20 protein-coding genes are annotated in these 20586 nt (G+C 62.0%); 10 read left to right on the top strand and 10 right to left on the bottom strand.

The window, feature by feature from the left end; genetic code table 11:
* Positions 1–97 precede the first annotated feature (97 nt).
* The gene (locus BFP99_RS28215) at positions 98–2938 is read left to right on the top strand and encodes a class I adenylate cyclase (protein WP_065948747.1); all 2841 of its coding nucleotides are present in this window, start codon (positions 98–100) and stop codon (positions 2936–2938) included.
* Here the strand turns inward: BFP99_RS28215 and rnk are convergent.
* The 3 genes from rnk to cyaY all read right to left on the bottom strand — a co-directional run bounded on the left by rnk (position 2935) and on the right by cyaY (position 4030).
* Entirely contained in the window at positions 2935–3345 is a 411-nt protein-coding gene (gene rnk, locus BFP99_RS28210) for a nucleoside diphosphate kinase regulator (RefSeq protein ID WP_065948746.1), read from the bottom strand. The two genes, BFP99_RS28215 and rnk, sit on opposite strands and share 4 nt — an antisense overlap.
* Before the next feature lie 131 nt (positions 3346–3476).
* Entirely contained in the window at positions 3477–3695 is a 219-nt protein-coding gene (locus BFP99_RS28205; protein WP_027608322.1) for a DUF1289 domain-containing protein, read from the bottom strand.
* 2 nt (positions 3696–3697) lie between these two features.
* Positions 3698–4030, bottom strand: a complete 333-nt coding sequence (gene cyaY, locus BFP99_RS28200) for an iron donor protein CyaY (RefSeq protein WP_065926683.1) — start codon at positions 4028–4030, stop codon at positions 3698–3700.
* A 238-nt stretch (positions 4031–4268) separates the two neighbouring features.
* Between cyaY and BFP99_RS32490 the strand changes: the two genes are divergently transcribed.
* From BFP99_RS32490 to BFP99_RS28175, 6 genes are read left to right on the top strand one after another with little or no spacing between them, the layout of a single operon-like run.
* Positions 4269–4439 carry an LPS translocon maturation chaperone LptM gene (locus BFP99_RS32490; RefSeq protein ID WP_010207449.1) on the top strand — a complete coding sequence of 57 codons (171 nt, stop codon included), beginning with the start codon at positions 4269–4271 and terminating at the stop codon, positions 4437–4439.
* 9 nt (positions 4440–4448) lie between these two features.
* Positions 4449–5696: a diaminopimelate decarboxylase gene (gene lysA, locus BFP99_RS28195; protein WP_065926684.1), complete on the top strand. Its 1248-nt coding sequence runs from the start codon at positions 4449–4451 to the stop codon at positions 5694–5696.
* 3 nt (positions 5697–5699) lie between these two features.
* Positions 5700–6530, top strand: a complete 831-nt coding sequence (gene dapF / locus BFP99_RS28190; protein WP_065926685.1) for a diaminopimelate epimerase — start codon at positions 5700–5702, stop codon at positions 6528–6530.
* A gap of 13 nt (positions 6531–6543) precedes the next feature.
* On the top strand, positions 6544–7263 hold the full coding sequence (locus BFP99_RS28185) for a DUF484 family protein (protein WP_065948745.1): 720 nt from the start codon (positions 6544–6546) through the stop codon (positions 7261–7263).
* Positions 7264–7265: 2 nt separating this feature from the next.
* Positions 7266–8165: a tyrosine recombinase XerC gene (gene xerC / locus BFP99_RS28180; protein WP_065926686.1), complete on the top strand. Its 900-nt coding sequence runs from the start codon at positions 7266–7268 to the stop codon at positions 8163–8165.
* The gene (locus tag BFP99_RS28175) at positions 8162–8857 is read left to right on the top strand and encodes an HAD family hydrolase (protein ID WP_065948744.1); all 696 of its coding nucleotides are present in this window, start codon (positions 8162–8164) and stop codon (positions 8855–8857) included. Before xerC ends, BFP99_RS28175 begins: the two co-directional genes overlap by 4 nt.
* A gap of 195 nt (positions 8858–9052) precedes the next feature.
* On the opposite strand, the gene sutA is transcribed toward BFP99_RS28175, so the two are convergent.
* The 4 genes from sutA to glnK all read right to left on the bottom strand — a co-directional run bounded on the left by sutA (position 9053) and on the right by glnK (position 11816).
* Positions 9053–9379, bottom strand: a complete 327-nt coding sequence (gene sutA, locus BFP99_RS28170) for a transcriptional regulator SutA (protein ID WP_027608315.1) — start codon at positions 9377–9379, stop codon at positions 9053–9055.
* Positions 9380–9480: 101 nt separating this feature from the next.
* Entirely contained in the window at positions 9481–9906 is a 426-nt protein-coding gene (locus BFP99_RS28165; RefSeq protein WP_065926688.1) for a secondary thiamine-phosphate synthase enzyme YjbQ, read from the bottom strand.
* A gap of 199 nt (positions 9907–10105) precedes the next feature.
* Complete coding sequence (locus BFP99_RS28160) at positions 10106–11443, bottom strand: ammonium transporter (RefSeq protein WP_027608313.1); 1338 nt, start codon at positions 11441–11443, stop codon at positions 10106–10108.
* Between the two features lie 34 nt (positions 11444–11477).
* Positions 11478–11816 carry a P-II family nitrogen regulator gene (glnK, locus tag BFP99_RS28155; RefSeq protein ID WP_002555808.1) on the bottom strand — a complete coding sequence of 113 codons (339 nt, stop codon included), beginning with the start codon at positions 11814–11816 and terminating at the stop codon, positions 11478–11480.
* Between the two features lie 422 nt (positions 11817–12238).
* Between glnK and BFP99_RS28150 the strand changes: the two genes are divergently transcribed.
* Complete coding sequence (locus tag BFP99_RS28150; RefSeq protein ID WP_027608312.1) at positions 12239–12499, top strand: accessory factor UbiK family protein; 261 nt, start codon at positions 12239–12241, stop codon at positions 12497–12499.
* 216 nt (positions 12500–12715) lie between these two features.
* Positions 12716–14212 (top strand): YifB family Mg chelatase-like AAA ATPase, encoded by a 1497-nt coding sequence (locus tag BFP99_RS28145; protein WP_065948743.1) that lies wholly within the window; start codon positions 12716–12718, stop codon positions 14210–14212.
* Between the two features lie 59 nt (positions 14213–14271).
* On the opposite strand, the gene BFP99_RS28140 is transcribed toward BFP99_RS28145, so the two are convergent.
* Together BFP99_RS28140 and BFP99_RS28135 are read right to left on the bottom strand one after the other, a co-directional pair.
* A complete protein-coding gene (locus BFP99_RS28140) occupies positions 14272–16248 on the bottom strand; it encodes a methyl-accepting chemotaxis protein (RefSeq protein WP_065926691.1) in 1977 nt (658 codons plus the stop codon).
* A 177-nt stretch (positions 16249–16425) separates the two neighbouring features.
* On the bottom strand, positions 16426–17346 hold the full coding sequence (locus BFP99_RS28135; RefSeq protein ID WP_065926692.1) for a LysR substrate-binding domain-containing protein: 921 nt from the start codon (positions 17344–17346) through the stop codon (positions 16426–16428).
* 152 nt (positions 17347–17498) lie between these two features.
* Between BFP99_RS28135 and BFP99_RS28130 the strand changes: the two genes are divergently transcribed.
* Positions 17499–18911 (top strand): NorM family multidrug efflux MATE transporter, encoded by a 1413-nt coding sequence (locus BFP99_RS28130; RefSeq protein WP_065926693.1) that lies wholly within the window; start codon positions 17499–17501, stop codon positions 18909–18911.
* Here BFP99_RS28130 and BFP99_RS28125 read toward each other — a convergent pair.
* Positions 18908–20581 carry a putative bifunctional diguanylate cyclase/phosphodiesterase gene (locus BFP99_RS28125; protein WP_065926694.1) on the bottom strand — a complete coding sequence of 558 codons (1674 nt, stop codon included), beginning with the start codon at positions 20579–20581 and terminating at the stop codon, positions 18908–18910. The genes BFP99_RS28130 and BFP99_RS28125 overlap by 4 nt on opposite strands.
* Positions 20582–20586 lie beyond the last annotated feature (5 nt).

Genomic DNA, 20586 nt, shown 5'->3' with positions numbered 1-20586 from the left:
GACGTCAAAAACCATTTCCCTCTAAACCTCCTACGCGACTGGCTGTAAACTCCTACATGGCCGCCCGCGTCGGGCCCTGCGAGCCACCGAGTTCGACATGACCCGCACCCATGAAATCCGCCCTGACCTGGACGAAGGCATCGACCGCAAGGTGCTGGCCCAATTGCGTGCGCGCTTCATGGCCCTCAATGAAGGTCGCATGGCTCGTGCCGTCGAAGGGCTGACGCCGCGCCAGCAAAGCGTGCTGACCCTGCTGCCGCTGTTTTTTCACGTCAATCACCCACTGTTGCCGGGGTATGTATCGGGCAGTACGCCGGCCGGGCTGTCGAACTTCGAGCCCGACGCCCAGGCACTCACGGAAGCCCAGCGCCTGACCCGCTCGTTCTCTTATAAGCCGCGTCCAGTCAATCAACCCAAACCGATCCACGGTCTGTTCCTGATGGGCAGCCTCGGCACCCTCGCCCAGGCCGACCAGAGCGACATGGATGTGTGGGTGTGCCACGCACCCGACCTGGGCGAAAACGAGCTCGCGGAGCTGCGTAAAAAATGCCAACTGCTGGAAGCCTGGGCCCTGGGCATGGGCGCAGAAGCGCACTTCTTCCTGATTGAGCCGACGCGCTTTGTACTCGGCGAGCGCGACACCCAACTCAGCTCCGACGACTGCGGCACGACCCAGCATTACCTGTTGCTGGACGAGTTTTACCGCACAGCCATCTGGCTGGCCGGGCGTACGCCGATCTGGTGGCTGGTGCCGGTGTATGAAGAGACCCGCTATGCGGAATTCACCCACACACTGATCTCCAAGCGTTTTATCCGCGCCGATGAAACCCTCGACCTCGGCCACCTGGCGCGTATCCCTCCCGGTGAATTCATCGGTGCCGGGCTGTGGCAACTGTTCAAGGGCATCGAGTCGCCCTACAAGTCGGTGCTCAAGCTGCTATTGACCGAGGTCTACGCCAGCGAGCACCCGAACGTGCACTGCCTGAGCCTGCGCTTCAAGCGCGCGGTGTTCGCCAACCAGATGGACCTGGATGAGCTGGACCCGTACATCGTGGTGTACCGCCGTATCGAGGAATATCTCAAGGCACGCAACGAGCCGGAGCGCCTGGAGCTGGTGCGTCGCGCCCTGTACCTGAAGGTCAACCGCAAGCTCAGCGCCGGTCAGCGCAGCACCAGTTGGCAGCGGCTGTTGCTGGAGCGCCTGGCCCACGAGTGGGGCTGGGACCAACGCCAACTGGCGCTGCTGGACAGCCGCAGCCAGTGGAAAGTACGCCAGGTGGCCTCCGAGCGCCGTGCCCTGGTCAGCGAGCTGAACTACAGCTATCGCTTCCTGACCCAGTTCGCCCGGACCGAACAGACGGTCAGCCTGATCAACAAGCGCGACCTCAATGTGCTGGGACGGCGCCTGTATGCCGCCTTTGAACGCAAGGCCGGCAAGGTTGAATTCATCAACCCCGGCATCGCCCCGGACCTGGCCGAAGACACCCTGACCCTGGTGCAATCGCCCAACCGCAAGGAGCCCGGCCAGCACCACTGGGGCCTGTACAACGGTAATCTCACAGCCCTGGAATGGGAGCACTTCGCGCCGATCAAGCGCAGCCGCGACCTGTTGGAAATGCTCACCTGGTGCCACCGCAACGGCGTCATCGACAGCAGCACGCGCCTGGCGCTGCACCCCGGCACCAGCGACATGACCGAATTCGAGCTGTTCAACCTGCTGGGCAGCCTGCAGCAGGCTATCGCCCTACCCCTGGCCAGCGTTGATGAAGCGCGCCTGCTGCGCTCGGCGGTGCCCGAGGAAGTGTTGCTGCTGATCAACGTCGGCGTCGACCCGCTCAAGCATCATCGCGACCTGAATATCCTGATGACCACCGAGCGCACCGACTCCCTTAGCTATGCCGGTGTGCGAGACAACCTGGTACTGACCCTCGATCAGGTCACGCTCAACAGCTGGAACGAGGTGATGGTCAGCCGCTACGACGGCCCCCACGCCCTGCTCGATTGCCTGCGCGACTACCTCAATCAACTGCCGTCGGATCATCTGCCTCGGCTGCGGGTGCGCTGCTTCTGTCACAACCGCGCGCAGTTCATTGCCCAGCGAGTGGAAGAAATCTTCGACACCGCACAGAACCTGCTGCTGGGTCAGGGCAATCACCGCTACTTGCTCCAGGTACAGCAGCACTATCACGTGATGGAGTTGATGCCCGGCCAGGCCTCCCACGTATCACTGGCGACCCAGGATGCGCTGGTCGCCTACCTCAGCGAAGAATTGGCCAGCTACAGCCCGCTGCACCTGGATGCCATGGCCCTGGAAGACCACGACCTGGCGCTGTTGCTGCCCATGGGCATGGCCGATTGCGTGCAAGTGTTCTACCGGGTCAACGAAGGCTTCGCCGAGCTGTATGTGCTGGATGAATTCAACGCGCTCTGGCAGCAACGCTTGCCGTTTCATGATGAGCAGAGCCTGTTGGCGCCGTTGCAGCGCTTTTTGCAGTCGATCATCTATCGCCGGGAAGCACTGTCGCCCCTGGACACGCAACAACCGTTGGGTGAGGTGCAAATCTTGTACTACCAACTGCTGCCGTCAGGCAGCACGCGCGCGCGTGGGGTGGAGCCGCGGCCAGCCCCACAGAACCCCGCGAACAAACCGTTTTATGACGTGCAGGCGATTATCGGCAAGGCGGCGCCGGGCCAGGTGGGCATAACCCTGTACTGCAATCAGCGGGAGTTTTCCGAGCTGGAGTTTGGCGACCAACTGTTTGCAGTGGTCGCCCAGGAAATCGTCGGGCAACGCCGGGAAACCGAGCGCTACCGCTGCTACATCACCGACCTCGACCTGTCGGGGCTGCTCGGTGATGTGCAAAGCCCAAGCAATTTGTACCTGCGCTACAAGGCCGAGCTGGAGCTCGCGCTGAATGAGGCGCTGAGCCAGGTCTAGAGAGGGAAGGCGCCGCCATCCTTGGGCTGACCCTCAACACTGAGCAGCTCAAGCTTGAGGGTCTTGCCGCCCGGTGCCGGCCAATCGATGTGCTGCCCTACCTGCAGGCCAAGCAAGGCACTGCCCACCGGGGCCAGGACCGAAATCTTGCCTTCATCGGCATTCGCATCTTTCGGGTAGACCAGGGTCAGGTGGTAGTCCTTGCCGCTGCCTTGCTCACGGCAATGCACACTGGAGTTCATGGTCACGACCGTTGCAGGCACTTCATCGTGGCCAACCACTTCTTCGGCGCGGTCGAGTTCGGCTTGCAGTGCAATAACGCCCGGCTGCGTCTCGTCCATACGGTCGATCAATTGCTCAAGACGCTGCACATCAAGACGGGTGAGGATGATGGAAGGTGCGGTCATGATTCAGGCAGACTCCTTTTTTCTGCACAAAAAAGCAAAACCCCGCCAGGAAAAGGCGGGGTTCTCACGGGCCTCGATGAGTTGAGGCGTATCCGGACACTACCACAGCACCGTAAATAAACAAGACGGGCTCAAGGCGCGGCCTTGCGTTGCTCGGCCTGGGCCACGATCACTCGGCGCCGCTGATCATCGGCGGAGCGCCATTCACGGATGTCTTCCACATGGCGGAAGCAGCCGAGGCAGACTTTTTGCTCGTCCAGGCGACACAAACTGATACAAGGTGACGGCACCGCCGGGCTGACATTACTGAACAGCGGCTTGGGCGGGCGTACAGGCGCAGGCTGGGTCACGGTCAGATCTCGTCGAAATCCAGCTCGGCGCCGGTATATTCGTGGACCAGGCGCGCGAGCATCTCGCCCAGCAACTCTTCACTCTTGTCACACTGCCATTTGCCGCTTTCTTCGTCGTAGTCGAAGTGGACGCCACCGGAGCGCGCCGCCAGCCACAGCTGACGCAGCGGCTCCTGGCGGCTGAAGATCAGTTGCTGGCCACTCTCGAACTTGACGGTCAGCACACCGGCCGAGTTTTCCAGATCCACATCCAGGTCGCTGTCGTCGAAAATATCTTCCAGCTTCTCTTGGGTGGCATCCACCAGGTCGTGAAAACGGGCTTCGGTCAAACTCATTGTGGCAACCTCGAAAGTGTCTGGTTTTGCTCAAGCGCCGCACGATACGGGCGAGCCCCGCCGATTGCAAAGGATACCGATTTCAACACGATTGACGGTGTGAAATATCCTCAACCAGCGTAGTCCGCTTCCCGACCATCTCGGCAAACCCCCGCCGGACGGGTATTTCAGCGCATAGGCAAGCTGGCGGGTGGTCGGTATACTCGGGCGCAATTAATGCATATTCAAGGATTTCGCCATGAAGCGCCTGATCTCTTCCCTTGCTGCGCTCGTCGCGGTCGCTTGCCTCGTTAGTGCCTGTGGTCAAAAAGGCCCGCTGTACCTGCCCGATGACAGCAAAGACCCGAATGAACAGGCGCAATCGTCGCAAAAGCCCTCCAAAGCGCATAAGCACGACACCTACGAATAAGGGAGCTCCATGGACGCTTTTAACTACCGGGACGGCGAGCTGTTCGCGGAAGGCGTGGCGTTGTCCGCGATTGCCCAGCGCTTTGGTACCCCGACCTACGTGTACTCCCGTGCGCATATCGAAGCCCAATACCGCTCGTTCACCGACCCTCTCGATGGCGTACCGCACCTGGTGTGCTACGCCGTCAAGGCCAACTCCAACCTGGGTGTACTGAATGTCCTGGCGCGTCTGGGCGCCGGTTTCGACATCGTCTCCCGTGGCGAGCTGGAACGGGTCCTGGCCGCCGGCGGCCAGGCTGACAAGATCGTGTTCTCCGGCGTAGGCAAGAGCCGCGAAGACATGCGCCGAGCCCTGGAAGTCGGCGTACATTGCTTCAACGTAGAGTCCACCGACGAGCTGGAACGCCTGCAAGTCGTCGCCGCCGAGATGGGTGTTCGTGCGCCGATCTCACTGCGCGTCAACCCGGACGTCGATGCCGGCACCCACCCGTACATTTCCACCGGTCTCAAAGAGAACAAGTTCGGCATCGCCATTGCCGACGCCGAAGACGTGTACATCCGTGCCGCCCAGCTGCCGAACCTGGAAGTGCTGGGTGTCGACTGCCATATCGGCTCGCAACTGACCACACTGCCGCCGTTCCTGGATGCCCTCGACCGCCTGCTGGCATTGATCGACCGCCTGGGCGAATGCGGCATCTACCTGCACCACATCGACCTCGGTGGTGGCGTGGGCGTGCGTTATCGCGATGAAGAGCCACCGGCGATCGCCGACTATATCCAGGCCGTGCGCGAGCGCATCGAAGGCCGCGACCTGACGCTGATGTTCGAGCCGGGCCGCTATATCGTCGCCAATGCCGGCGTGCTGCTGACCCAGGTCGAGTACCTCAAGCACACCGAGCACAAGGACTTCGCCATCGTCGATGCAGCGATGAACGACCTGATCCGCCCGGCGCTGTACCAGGCCTGGATGAATGTCACCGCGGTGACGCCTCGCAACAGCGAAGCACGCGCCTATGACATCGTCGGCCCGATCTGCGAGACCGGCGACTTCCTGGCCAAGGATCGTCAACTGGCCCTGGAAGAAGGCGACCTGCTGGCCGTGCATTCGGCCGGTGCCTACGGGTTTGTCATGAGTTCCAACTACAACACCCGCGGACGTACCGCCGAGGTGTTGGTGGACGGTGATCAAGCGTTGGAAGTGCGTCGCCGCGAGACGGTAGCCGAGTTGTATGCTGGCGAAAGCCTGCTGCCGGAGTAAGCCATGCTGCTGCGTTTTACCAAGATGCACGGGCTGGGCAATGATTTCATGGTCCTCGACCTGGTCAGCCAGCACGCGCACATCCTGCCCAAGCACGCTAAACAGTGGGGCGACCGGCATACCGGGATTGGCTTCGACCAATTGCTGATCGTCGAGGCGCCAAGCAACCCGGAGGTGGATTTCCGTTATCGGATCTTCAACTCCGACGGCTCCGAAGTGGAACAGTGCGGCAACGGTGCGCGCTGCTTTGCACGCTTTGTGCTGGACAAGCGCCTGACCGCCAAGCGGCAGATTCGCGTCGAGACCAAGAGCGGCGTGATCGAGCTGGATATCCGCAGCGACGGCCAGATCAGCGTCAACATGGGCGCGCCGCGCCTGGTGCCGGCGGATATTCCGTTCCAGGCGACCGAGCAGGCCGCCAGCTACCCGCTGGACGTTGACGGCCAGACCGTCGACATCGCTGCCGTGTCCATGGGCAACCCCCATGCGGTGCTACGGGTCAACGACATCAACACTGCCCCCGTGCATGAACTGGGGCCGAAGATCGAACACCACCCGCGCTTTCCGGCGCGGGTCAATGTGGGTTTCCTGCAGGTGATCGACCGTTCCCGCGCGCAATTGCGCGTGTGGGAACGCGGCGCCGGCGAAACCCAGGCCTGCGGTACCGGTGCTTGCGCCGCTGCCGTGGCCGCGATCAGCCAGGGGTGGATGGATTCGCCCCTGTTGATCGACCTGCCCGGTGGACGCCTGTCCATCGAGTGGGCAGGCCCTGGCCACCCGGTGATGATGACCGGGCCGGCCTCGCGCGTATACGAAGGACAGGTCCGTCTATGAGTGAGCCAAGCCAATGACCGATAAGCCTCAAGTACCCGCACAAGCAACTACCCCGAGCGAAAGTCTGGAGGCCGCTGCCGTCGCGGCGTACCTTGAGGCTAATCCGGACTTCTTCGTCGAACACGAAGAACTGCTCCCGGCCCTGCGCATCCCCCACCAGCGCGGCGACACCGTGTCGTTGGTGGAGCGACAGATGAAGATCCTGCGCGAGCGCAATATCGAAATGCGCCACAAGCTCTCGCACCTGATGGATGTCGCCCGCGACAACGACCGTCTGTTCGAGAAAACCCGCCGCCTGATTCTTACCCTGATGGACGCCGGCAGCCTGGAAGAAACGGTGATTGCCGTGGAAGACAGCCTGCGCCAGGACTTCCAGGTGCCGTTTGTCAGCCTGATCCTGTTCAGCGACAACCCGATGCCGGTGGGTCGCTGGGTCAGTGGCGGCGACGCGCAAACCGCGATCGGCGGCCTGCTTTCCGAAGGCAAGACCATCAGCGGCACCCTGCGCGAGCACGAGCTGGACTTCCTGTTCGGCGCCGAACAGCGCAAGCAGATCGGCTCTACCGCCGTCGTCGCTCTCAGCCATCAAGGCCTGCACGGCGTCCTGGCCATCGCCAGCCGCGATCCCGCGCACTACAAGAGCTCGGTGGGCACTTTGTTCCTCACCTATATCGCCGAAGTACTGGGCCGCGTCCTTCCGCGCCACACCACCGCCCTGCGCGCGGTGCGCTAGCCATGGAACGGCAACTGGACGCTTACTGCGCTCACCTGCGTAACGAGCGCCAGGTGTCACCCCATACCCTGGAGGCTTACCGACGGGACTTGAACAAGGTCCTGGCGTATTGCGAAAAACAGCAGGTCACCAGCTGGAAGACCCTGGATATCCAGGGCCTGCGCAGCCTGATCGCACGGCTGCACCAGGCGGGCCAGTCCTCGCGCAGTCTGTCGCGCCTGCTGTCGGCGGTGCGCGGCCTGTATCACTACCTCAATCGCGAAGGCCTCTGCGACCACGACCCGGCCAGCGGCCTGTCCCCGCCGAAAGGCGAACGACGCCTGCCCAAGACCCTGGACACCGACCGTGCCCTGCAATTGCTCGATGGCGCCGTGGAGGACGATTTCCTCGCCCATCGCGACCAGGCGATCCTCGAACTGTTCTACTCTTCAGGCCTGCGCCTATCGGAGCTGACGGGCCTGAACCTCGATCAACTGGACCTGGCCGACGGCCTGGTGCAAGTGCTCGGCAAAGGCAGCAAGACTCGGGTGCTGCCGGTAGGCAGGAAAGCCCGCGAAGCCCTGCAACTGTGGCTGCCGCTGCGCGCCCTGGCCAACCCGGTGGACGACGCGGTGTTTATCAGCCAGCAAGGGCGGCGCCTGGGGCCGCGCGCCATCCAGGTACGGGTCAAGGCTGCCGGCGAGCGCGAGCTGGGGCAGAACCTGCATCCACATATGCTGCGGCACTCCTTTGCCAGCCATATGCTGGAATCGTCCCAGGACCTGCGCGCCGTGCAGGAACTGCTTGGCCATTCCGACATCAAGACCACGCAGATCTATACCCATCTGGACTTCCAGCACCTGGCAACGGTCTACGACAGCGCCCATCCACGGGCCAAACGCATCAAGGACGGCGACTCATGAACATCAAGCTGATCACCTTCGACCTGGACGACACGCTCTGGGACAACGTACCCGTCATCATCAGCGCCGAAGCGTCGATGCGCGAATGGCTGGCCACCCATGCCGCCAAGGTGGGCGACCTGCCCCTGGAGCATTTCGCCAGCCTGCGCCAACAGGTGCTGCAACGGCATCCCGAACTCAAACACCGCATCAGTATCCTGCGCCATCGGGTGTTGATACATGCGTTTGAAGAGGCCGGTTATCCACAGCCTGAGGCCACGGAAATGGCCGATGTGTGTTTCGAAGCGTTCATTCACGCCCGCCATCAGCTCACGCCTTTCCCTGAGGCCGAGCCGATGCTGCAAGCGCTGCGCCAGCACTTTCTGCTGGGTGTGATCACCAATGGCAATGCCGATGTGCAGCGTGTTGGCCTGGCGGACTACTTTCACTTTGCGCTACGCGCTGAAGATATTGGCATCGCCAAGCCGGATGCGCGGCTGTTCCAGGAAGCGCTGCAGCGCGGCGGAGTAGATGCCAGTGCGGCGGTGCATGTTGGCGACCACCCCGGGGACGACATTGCCGGGGCTCAGCAGGCGGGGCTGCGGGCCGTGTGGTTCAACCCGTCGGGCAAGTTGTGGGAAGGGGATAAACTCCCGGATGCACAGATTCGCAGCCTGACGGAGTTGCCGGAGTTACTTCGCAGCTGGCAGTAACACGGGTGAGAAAAATGTGGGAGGGGGCTTGCTCCCGATAGCGGTGTACCAGTCTCCAGATGTATTGACTGACCTACTGTAATCGGGAGCAAGCCCCCTCCCACACTTGATTGGGGGTAACCTGTAGCCGGTTATTACAGGCATGAAAAAACCCGCAGCGACGGCGGGCTTTTTCTTACAAGCAGGTGGCTGACCTTAGATAGGTCGGCTGCCGTACTTGTTATCCGGCTTCTTGGGCGGGTCAGCAACCACATTGGGCTCGACTTCGACCACTTTGCCGCCTTTGGCAAGAAACTCTTCCATCGCACGGGCCAGGGCATCGCGCTCTTTGTTCTTGGCCTCAACGCTCGGCAATTCATCTACCGAAACAGCAGCCTTGGCTTTGCCCTTGGCAGCTGGAACAGGAGCGTCATCACCACCGTCGTCCTCAGCAACGTCTTCCGCCGCCGCTTCAAGACCTTCTTCGGTGTCGTCTTCGTCACCTACTTCGAGTTCGTCGTTTTCCAGATCATCGTCGCTCATGTTCTACCTCATGACTTGCGAAAAGCAGATTAGTTATAGCCCAGCTTCGCCCTCTGTCGAGGTTGCCGGAAAAAAATCACATCCACCGGATAACCAGTGGCTTATGCCCCATCACCGTGCAAGGTGGCGAGGACTTTACGAGCACCGCCATGATCACGGTGCTCGCCCAGATAAACACCTTGCCAGGTCCCCATCGCCAAGCGGCCGGCCTTGACCGGCAAACTCAGCTGGCAGCCCAGGAGACTGGCCTTGAAGTGCGCCGGCAGATCATCCGGACCTTCGTCGTTGTGTTCGAACCCGGCGTAACCTTGCGGCACCAGCGAGTTGAAAAAACGCTCGAAGTCACGACGAACCGCCGGATCGGCATTCTCGTTGACCGTCAACGAGGCCGAGGTGTGCTGCAGCCACAGGTGCAACAGGCCCACGCGGCAGGCCTTCAGCTCAGGCAAGCCGGCAAGCAACTCGTCAGTCACCAGGTGAAAGCCCCGGGGCTTGGCCCGCAGGGTAATCAGGGTCTGTTGCCACATACAGTTCTCCGCCCATCGGCGCGCATTCTAGCGCGCTCTGGGAAAAAACAAAGTGCCGAATACGCCTACGTGCCTGTAAGACATTCGCACGCTGGAAAGTGCATGACAAACTCTGCGCAAAAACCGGCACAGCTTGTTATGACTGACAAACGCCAGGCAAAAAAATGCCCGGCAAGCCGGGCATCTTTTTTTCGCGTACTTACAGGTTGTAGCCGCGTTCGTTGTGTTGCGCCAGGTCGAGGCCGACAGCCTCTTCCTCTTCGGTAACCCGCAGGCCCATGACCGCGTCCAGCACCTTGAGGATGATGAAGGTGACGATGGCGGTATAGATCACGGTGAAGCCGACACCTTTGCACTGGATCCAGACTTGAGCTGCGATGTCAGTCACGGTGCCGAAGCCGCCCAATGCAGGGGCTGCAAACACACCGGTGAGGATCGCACCGACGATACCGCCGATACCGTGCACGCCGAATGCGTCCAGGGAGTCGTCGTAGCCCAGCTTGCGCTTGAGGCTGGTGGCGCAGAAGAAGCAGATCACACCGGCCACCAGGCCGATCACCAGGGCGCCCATCGGACCAACAGTGCCGGCGGCCGGTGTAACGGCGACCAGGCCAGCCACTACACCCGAGGCGATGCCCAGTGCGCTTGGCTTACCGTGAGTAATCCACTCGGCGAACATCCAGCCCAGGGCTGCAGCAGCGGTAGCAATCTGAGTCACCAGCATCGCCATGCCGGCGGTGCCGTTGGCCGCAGCCGCAGAGCCGGCGTTGAAGCCGAACCAGCCGACCCACAGCATGGCCGCACCCACCAGGGTGTAACCCAGGTTGTGAGGCGCCATTGGAGTGGTCGGGAAGCCTTTACGCTTGCCGAGCACGATGCACGCCACCAGGCCAGCGACACCGGCATTGATGTGCACCACGGTGCCGCCGGCGAAGTCCAGCACGCCCCAGTCCCACAGCAGGCCACCGTTGCCGCTCCACACCATGTGGGCGATTGGCGCATAGACCAGAGTGAACCAGATAGCCATGAAGATCAGCATGGCGGAGAACTTCATGCGTTCGGCGAACGCACCGACGATCAGCGCCGGGGTGATGATGGCGAAGGTCATCTGGAAGGTGATGAACACGGCTTCCGGGAACAGCGCAGCCGGCCCGGTGATGCTGGCCGGGGTCACACCCGCCAGGAACGCCTTGCCCATGCCGCCGAAGAAGGAGTTGAAGTTGACCACACCCTGTTCCATACCGGTGGTATCGAACGCGATGCTGTAGCCGTAGACAACCCACAGGATGCTGATCAGGCCGGTGATGGCGAAGCACTGCATCATCACCGACAGAATATTTTTGGAGCGCACCATGCCGCCGTAGAACAGCGCCAGGCCTGGAATGGTCATGAACAGCACCAGCGCGGTGGATGTGAGCATCCAGGCGGTGTCACCGGAGTTGAGGACTGGAGCAGCCACTTCGTCTGCCGCCATGGCCAGGCTTGGCATTACGATGGACAACAGGGCTCCGAGCCCTGCGAATTTACGCAGAGTCATATTGTTTTCTCCTGGGGCGTTGGGGTTTGGCGGCTTAGATTGCGTCGGTATCGGTTTCGCCGGTACGGATGCGAATAGCCTGTTCCAGATTGACCACGAAGATCTTGCCGTCACCGATCTTGCCGGTGTTGGCGGCCTTGGTTATCGCCTCGATAACCCGGTCAAGATCCTTGTCGTCAATGGCGACATCAATCTTCACCTTCGGCAGGAAATCCACTACATATTCCGCGCCGCGATACAGCTCGGTGTGACCCTTCTGCCGACCGAAGCCCTTGACCTCAGTAACGGTAATGCCCTGCACGCCGATCTCGGACAACGACTCGCGTACATCGTCCAACTTGAACGGCTTGATGATGGCAGTGACTAGCTTCATGAAAACTCTCTCCCGAATTGGTGGACTTGCCCCAGGAAAACAAACCCGTCTCAAGTCTAAGCGCAGTGCCTGGCTTTGTAACGCATCGTCGCAAGGGCAGTTGCCATTGCGACGCCAGCGAACCACTGGTGACGAAACCTGTACCCCTGATCCGTCGGCGCACTGCATTCGTCACAGCGACTGCATCAGTGCATGGGTCATGATCGTCTAAGCAGAAACCTTGCCAGCTCCGTAAAAATCACTGAAATCAGTCCTTTGCTCACCTAGGCCCACCAACGGGGCCATCCGGCGCCTGCAATGCGCACGAAAACGGTGCATAGCCGCCCAGCCTGATGCGCGAAAAGCGTGCGACCCAGGCCGTGAAAAAGACTATAGACGCTGCGTGATACACTGCCCGCCAACAGTTTTCCGGAATATTTCCCATGCTCGCGCCCAAAGACCTCCTCGACGCCCTGAGCGGCCACGCCTCTCGCCTGTTCAGCGGCGACACCCCGCTGCCCCGCAATGAAATCGAAAGCCAGTTCAAGGCCTTGCTGCAAAGCGGTTTCAGCAAGCTCGACCTGGTGAGCCGGGAAGAGTTTGATAGCCAGATGGTGGTGCTCGCCCGCACCCGTGCGCGGCTGGAGAGCCTGGAAGCGAAAGTCGCAGAACTGGAAGCGCGGTTGACCCCTCCAGCCGAATAAATGCGATCAGTGTGGGAGGGGGCTTGCTCCCGATGGCGGTGTATCAGCCGGTATCAATGCTGACTGCCCCCCCCGCTATCGGGAGCAAGCCCCCTCCCACATTCGCTCTACCTTTTGCTCTGGATACGTTCTGTAAAACCTCCCCGCCTCGCTCTTCCCTACCTCGTCTACCCTTGAAAAACCGCAGGAAGCGGCCGCCCATTTCAAGGAACGAGCATGTCCCTCGCCATCGTCCACAGCCGCGCCCAGATCGGCGTCGAAGCCCATGCCGTCACCGTTGAAGTGCATATGGCCAATGGCTTGCCGTCCCTCACACTGGTGGGTTTGCCCGAAACCGCCGTCAAGGAAAGCAAAGACCGCGTGCGCAGCGCCATCCTCAACTCGGCCCTGCAATACCCCGCGCGCCGCATCACCCTCAACCTCGCGCCCGCCGACCTGCCCAAGGACGGCGGGCGTTTTGACCTGGCGATTGCCCTGGGGATCCTCGCCGCCAGCGTGCAGGTGCCAGCGTTGATGCTCGATGACATTGAATGCCTGGGTGAGTTGGCGTTGTCCGGTGAAGTGCGTGCGGTGAAAGGCGTGCTACCGGCGGCTTTGGCGGCGCGCAAGGCCGGGCGCACCGTGATAGTGCCTCGGGCGAATGCCGAGGAGGCGTGCCTGGCGTCGGGGTTGAAGGTGATTGCGGTAGACCACTTGTTGCAAGTGGTGGCGCACCTCAATGGGCACGTGCCGATTGAGCCCTACAAGTCCGATGGTTTGCTGTACCTGAACAAACCCTACCCAGACTTGAGCGAAGTGCAGGGCCAACTGTCGGCAAAGCGCGCCCTGCTGATCGCCGCAGCGGGTGCGCATAACCTGTTGTTCAGCGGCCCACCGGGCACCGGCAAGACCTTGCTCGCCAGTCGCCTGCCCGGCCTGTTGCCCCCCTTGAGCGAACAGGAAGCTCTTGAGGTGGCGGCGATCCAGTCCGTCGTCAGCCTCGCGCCGCTGAGCCATTGGCCACACCGGCCGTTTCGCCAGCCACACCACTCTGCGTCAGGGCCGGCGCTGGTGGGCGGCGGCTCGAAACCACAGCCTGGGGAAATCACCCTGGCTCACCATGGCGTGCTGTTCCTGGATGAGCTGCCGGAGTTTGATCGCAAGGTGCTGGAGGTTTTGCGCGAACCGCTGGAGTCGGGGCATATCGTGATTTCCCGCGCCCGCGACCGCGTAAGTTTCCCGGCACGCTTTCAACTGGTGGCGGCGATGAACCCCTGCCCTTGCGGCTATATGGGCGAACCCAGCGGGCGCTGTCGTTGTACGCCGGAGCAGATTCAGCGGTATCGCAACAAGCTCTCGGGGCCGCTGCTGGACCGGATTGACTTGCACCTGACCGTGGCGAGGGAAACGACGGCACTGAACCCGATCCAACAGGCGGGCGAGGATACCGCCCATGCCTCAGCGCGGGTCGCCCAGGCTCGCGAGCATCAGCAAAAGCGCCAGGGCTGTGCGAATGCCTTTCTTGATCTGCCGGGGCTGCGCGAGCACTGCAAGCTCACGAAGGTGGATGAAAACTGGCTGGAAACGGCCTGTGAACGACTGACCCTATCGCTGCGCGCGGCCCATCGACTGCTCAAGGTGGCGCGCACCCTGGCGGATCTGGATCAGGTAGAGACCATCACCCGCGACCACCTGAAAGAGGCCCTGCAATACCGCCCGGCGGCGATCACTTAAGCTTGGCGCAGCGCCAAATGTGGGAGGGGCAAGCCTCCCACATCTTGGAAAACGGTGGCTCAGCGAAAGCGATCCACCTCATGGCGCAGGCTCGCCGCCAACGTCTCCAGTTCCTTGGCAGTAATCGCCAGGTTCGACACCACCTCACGCTGCTCGCTGTTAGCCAGCGCGATGCTCTGCAAGTTGCTGCTGAGCAAGGTCGCGGTGCTGCTCTGCTCTTGGGTGGCGGTGGTGATCGCGGCGAATTGCTGGCCGGCCGATCGGCTCTGCTCATCAATGCGCGCCAGGGCCGAGGCCACGTCGGCGTTGCGCGACAAGCCTTCCTGCATCAGCGTGTTGCCGTGTTCCATAGTGCTGATGGCGTTACCGGTTTCCCGCTGGATGCTCTGGATCATCCCGGAAATTTCATCGGTGGCTTCGCGGGTGCGCGATGCCAGGTTGCGTACTTCATCAGCCACCACGGCAAACCCACGGCCCTGTTCACCGGCGCGTGCAGCCTCGATGGCCGCGTTGAGCGCCAACAGGTTGGTCTGTTCGGCGATGGACGTGATCACACCGACGATGCCGCCGATTTCCTGGGAGCGCTGGCCCAGGGTATTGATCACTGTGGCCGTGCTGTTCAGCGCGGTCGCGATATGTTCCAGCGACGACGACGCCTCCTGCATCGAATTGCGACCAATGCGGGTTTGCTGGGCATTTTCTTGGGCCAGGCGCTCGGTGTTGCCCATGTTGTCGGCAATGTTCAGCGAGGTGGCACTGAACTCTTCCACCGCGCCGGCCATGCTGGTGATTTCGCCGGACTGCTGCTCCATGCCGTCATAGGCCCCACCGGACAGACCGGACAACGCCTGGGCCCGACTATTGACCTCCTCGGCCGCCTTGCGGATATGGGAAACCATCGTCGACAGCGCTTCACCCATCTGATTGAAGCTGCGCGCCAGTTGGCCGATTTCGTCATGGCTGGATACGTTGAGGCGTGCGCTCAAGTCGCCCGCACCCAAGGCTTCGGCCTGGTGTACCAAGTCACTCAGCGGTTGCAGCTTGCTGCGCAGCAGCCAGACCGTGGCGCCCACCGCCAGCAACATCGCCAGCACGCTGCCGATCACCAGGCGAATCCCCACGGCCCAGGTCACCGCGCGGATTTCAGCTTTCGGCATGCTCGCGACCACGGCCCACGGGCCGCCTTCGAACGGTACCGAAACGCTATAGAAATCTTCGTTCTTGTCGCTCCAGAAGCGACCTTTGCCCGGGGTCTTGGCCAGGTCCAGCATCACCGGCACCGATTGATCCAACGCCTGCACGCCGGCGGGTGCCACTAGCCAGTGCTTTTGCTCATCCAGCAGTGCAAGGGAGCCGGTCTGGCCAATTCGGAAGCGCTTGAGGTTTTCGAATTGGGCATTCTGCGCATCGGTGTAGTCAAAACCGATGAACAGCACGGCGATAACCTTACCGCCGCTGTCACGCACCGGGCTGTACTGGGTCATGTAGGAACGATCGAACAACACCGCCCTGCCGATGTAGGTCTGCCCACCCACAACGCGCTGGTAGGCCGGGCCCTGACGGTCGAGGACGGTGCCGATGGCGCGGTTGCCATCCTGCTTGGTCAGGGACGTGCTGATACGGATAAAGTCGTCGCCGCTGCGCACAAATACGGTGGCCACGCCGCCAGACATTTGCTTGAACTCGTCCACCTCATCAAAGTTGTTGTTCAACACCTCGTTGCCCAGGTACAGGCTGGGCGTCTGAACACCGGCCACGCTCACGGGTTGGTCCACATGCACGCTCAACCCGGCACCGAAACGTTTTTCAAACAGCCCGCTCAAACGCTGGGTGCTCTCGCGCAACGTGCTGTGGAAGGTATTGAGTTGGTCGGCAAGCAAGCGCGCCTCGCTGGCCAGGTGCTCCTCGCGGGTATCGAGGTTGGCGGAATCGAGGGAACGCAAGGCGAAAACAGTACTGCCGCTGATGACGACAGCCAAAATCACGGCTAACGCGAGACCTAACTGGGAGGCAATCCGGGCGCGAGGTTGAGACATGACAGCTCCTGGCCGAGGCCAGGATCATCCTGATCTCATAGCGCTGCTCGGCAAATTATCTGGTGGGAAACGTTGGTGCACGATGGTTCCAACACACCTACTTCGGCGGCGTTTTGCAATACTTGAGCGAATCGCAGGGGTATCACGCAAACGGTTGCGTCGCTGAGTCAAAACCCCTCAATTGAGCCGTTCGACGTCGGGTAAAACCATGGCCTGCACCTCGCTCTGGAGGAAATCCGCCAGACGCCGCAAGCGCTCACCCCCTGGACGGGTTTTCGGCCACACCAAATAGTAATTTTCCCCACTCGCTACCGCAGTCGGCCACGGCAAGCTCAAGCGTCCCTGCGCCACATCCTCGGCCACCATCAGCAGGTCGCCCATCGACACGCCATAACCGCGGGCGGCGGCGATCATGCCCAGCTCCAAGGTATCGAACACCTGCCCGCCTTTGAGCGACACCTGGGACGATAGCCCCATGCGCTCCAGCCAATTGCGCCAGTCCCGGCGGTCGGGTGTGGGGTGCAGTAACTCGGCGCCGGCTAGGCGGGTCACGTCCCAAGGACCGTCGTTCAACAGGTTCGGTGCACCCACCGGTATCAACAGCTCGGGGAACAGATAGCTGGCTTCCCAATCCGCTGGAAAATGCCCGTAGCTCAATAACACCGCGCAATCGAACGGCTCCTGGTTGAAGTCCACCTCGTCCACGCTCATCCAGGCGCTGGTCAGTTGCACCTCATTGCCCGGCTGCAGCGCCCGGAAGCGGCTGAGTCGCGCCAGCAGCCAGCGCATGGTCAATGTGGAGGGGGCCTTCATGCGCAGGATGTCATCTTCGGCATTCAAGGTATGGCAGGCGCGCTCCAGCGCCGCGAACCCTTCGCGCACACCGGGCAACAACAGACGCGCCGCTTCAGTGAGCTGCAAGGTGCGGCCATTGCGCTGGAACAGCCGGCAGGCGAAATGCTCTTCAAGCGTGCGGATATGTCGGCTCACCGCACTTTGGGTGATCGACAACTCCTCGGCCGCGCGGGTGAAAGAGCTGTGTCGGGAGGCCGCTTCAAACGCGCGCAAGGCATAAAGAGGAGGAAGACGACGAGACATGAGGAAAGCTCCGACAGCGCAATACTGAAACCCTACCAGAATCAATCAAGCATGAGTTTTAATCATGCAAACGATCGCATTTATCCCTTTGTGCAATGGGCTGAGAGCGCCGAGAATCAGCCCTTCCCCAACCCTCTGACTTTTTGAGCGTGATGATCATGCAGCATCCGGCACGTACCGAACTCTGGGCCATTCTGCGGCTGTCAGGGCCGTTGATTGCCTCGCAGTTGGCGCACATGCTGATGGTGTTGACCGACACCCTGATGATGGCGCGCCTGAGCCCCGAAGCCCTGGCCGGTGGCGGCCTGGGTGCCGCAAGCTATTCGTTCGTCGCGATTTTCTGTATCGGCGTGATTGCCGCCGTGGGCACCTTGGTTGCGATCCGCCACGGCGCGGGCGATATCGAAGGTGCCACCCGCCTGACCCAGGCCGGGCTGTGGCTGGCCTGGCTGATGGCCCTGGCGGCGGCCCTGCTGCTGTGGAACCTCAAGCCGGTGCTGCTGATGTTCGGCCAGACCGAGACCAACGTACATTCGGCCGGGCAATTTCTGACCATGCTGCCGTTTGCCCTGCCCGGCTACCTGAGCTTCATGGCCCTGCGCGGCTTTACCAGCGCCATCGGCAAAGCCACTCCGGTGATGGTGATCAGCCTCGGCGGTACAGTGGTCAACTACCTGCTCAACCACGCACTGATCGAAGGCATGTTCGGCCTGCCCAAGCTCGGCTTGATGGGCATCGGTCTGGTCACGGCGATTGTCGCCAACAGCATGGCGCTGGCGTTGATGTGGTACATCCGCAGCAACCGGGCCTATGCCGCCTACCCGCTGAGTACAGGGCTGCTGCACCTCAACACCCAATATCTGCGCGAGTTGTGGCGCCTGGGCCTGCCGATCGGCGGCACCTATGCGGTGGAGGTCGGGCTGTTTGCCTTTGCAGCCCTGTGCATGGGCACCATGGGCAGCACGCAGTTGGCAGCGCACCAGATCGCCCTGCAAATCGTATCGGTGGCCTTTATGGTGCCGGCGGGGATGTCCTACGCGGTGACCATGCGCATCGGCCAGCATTATGGCGCCGGACAGTTGGTGCACGCACGCATGGCCGGGCGTGTCGGCATAGGCTTTGGCGCGGCGATAATGCTGGGATTCGCGGCGGTGCTGTGGCTGTTTTCCGAGCCGCTCATAGGACTGCTGATCGACCACGACAACCCGGCGTTCCACGACGTGATCGTCCTGGCCGTGAGCCTGCTGGCCGTCGCCGCGTGGTTCGAGCTGTTCGACGGCGTGCAAACCATCGCCATGGGTTGCATTCGCGGGCTCAAGGACGCCAAGACCACGTTCCTGATCGGTGCGGGCTGCTACTGGTTGATTGGCGCACCCTCGGCCTGGCTGATGGCTTTCACGTTGGGCTGGGGGCCAACCGGCGTGTGGTGGGGCCTGGCACTGGGACTGGCCTGCGCCGCGATAAGCCTGACCTGGGCGTTTGAAGCGAAGATGAAGCGGATGATTCGCCGGGAAGGCCCGGCGCCCGAAGCCGACACCGGCTTTCAGGCGGTACAGGCCGACTAGAGACCCTCGCTCACGCGGGTGTGCTTGCCGTCGCCGAAGGTCAGGTATTCCACCAGCTCCGGCAACGGCAGCGGCTTGCTGATCAGGTAACCCTGGGCCTGGTCGCAGCCGAACAGCCGCAATAGCGCCAGTTGCTCGGGGGTTTCCACACCTTCGGCCACCACTTCCAGATTGAGGTTGTGCGCCAGGTTGATCATCGCGTGCACCAGTTTGCGGTTCTCTTCGCGCTCCTCCATGCCGCCGACAAAGCTTTTGTCGATCTTCAACAAGGCAATCGGCAGGCTGTTGAGGTGCACAAACGACGAGAAACCGGTACCGAAGTCATCCAGGGAAAACCGCACACCCAGGCGACCAAGGGCGTCCATGGTCTGCTTGACCAGGTCACTGCGGCGCATCACGGCGGTTTCGGTCAGTTCGAACTCCAACCATTGCGCTTCCACGCCGCGCTCGCTGATCAGCCGGCTCAGTGTAGAAAGCAGCTGGCTGTCCTGGAACTGGCGAAACGACAGGTTGACCGCCATATGCAGCGGCGGCAGGCCGCGTTCGCGCAGGTCTTGCATGTCACGCAGGGCCCGGGAAATCACCCAGTAACCCAACGGTACAATCAGGCCGCTCTGTTCGGCCAGGGGCACGAATTCACTCGGCGGCAACAGGCCGCGCTCGCCGTGGCGCCAGCGCACCAGGGCTTCCAGGCCGACGATATGCCCGTCGTCGAGGTCGAGGCGCGGCTGGTAATGCAGCTCCAGCTCATCACGGCGCAAGGCACGGCGCAGCTCGCTTTCCAGGTCGGCCAGGCTGCGCGCGTTGCGGTTGATGCGTTCGTTGAAGATATGAAAGGTACAGCCCTGGGTGCTCTTGGCTTGCTGCATGGCGATATGGGCGTGCCACATCAGCGGGTCGGCGCCGGCACGGGCGCGGGCATGGGCCACGCCCAGGCTGCAGCCGATCAGCAGGCTTTCGCCATCCACCCAATACGGCTCGGCCATGGCTTCGGTGATGCGCTCGGCCATCCACTCCGCACGCTGGGGCGCGCGGCGCGTATCGATCAGCAGGGCGAATTCGTCGCTGCCCAGGCGCGCCAGTTGATCGCCGGCTTCCAGCTGGCTCTTGAGCCGCGAGACCACTTGCAGGATCAGGCGGTCGCCGGCCTGGTGGCCGAGGGCATCGTTGGCATGGCGGAAATTATCGAGGTCCAGGTGACCGAGGGCCAGGCCGCGACCTTCGTTCTCGGCCAACCGTGCGGCCAGCAGGGTCTGGAAGCCCTGGCGGTTGGCGATGCCGGTGAGCGGGTCCTGCTCGGCCAGGCGTTGCAGGGTGTTTTCCAGCACCCCCCGCTCACGCACATGGCGCAGGCAACGACGCAACGTGTCGGCGTCCAGCGCATTGCGGATCAGCCAGTCACTGACGCCCAGTGGCGGAACCAGCGGCTCCTGCTCCAACAACAACACGCACGGCAAGCTGCAACGGCCAGGGCCGGGTTGCAGGCTGGGCATGGTCAACAGCACTGCGCTGTCGTCGTCATCGAACAGACGACTCACCGAGTCCCAGTTTGGCGCGCTGATCAGCACAGCCCCATCGCCCATCGGCGCCAGGCACTCGCGCAACAACGCTGCCCACTCAGGCGTATCGGCCAGTAGCAGCAAACGCAAGGGTTCGACAGGCGTAGACAAGCTAG

This window comes from Pseudomonas sp. 1 R 17 (assembly GCF_900067035.1).
GTDB lineage: Bacteria > Pseudomonadota > Gammaproteobacteria > Pseudomonadales > Pseudomonadaceae > Aquipseudomonas > Aquipseudomonas marginalis.
Note: the sequence above shows the minus strand (reverse complement) of the source record. Positions and strands in the feature narration are given on the sequence as shown.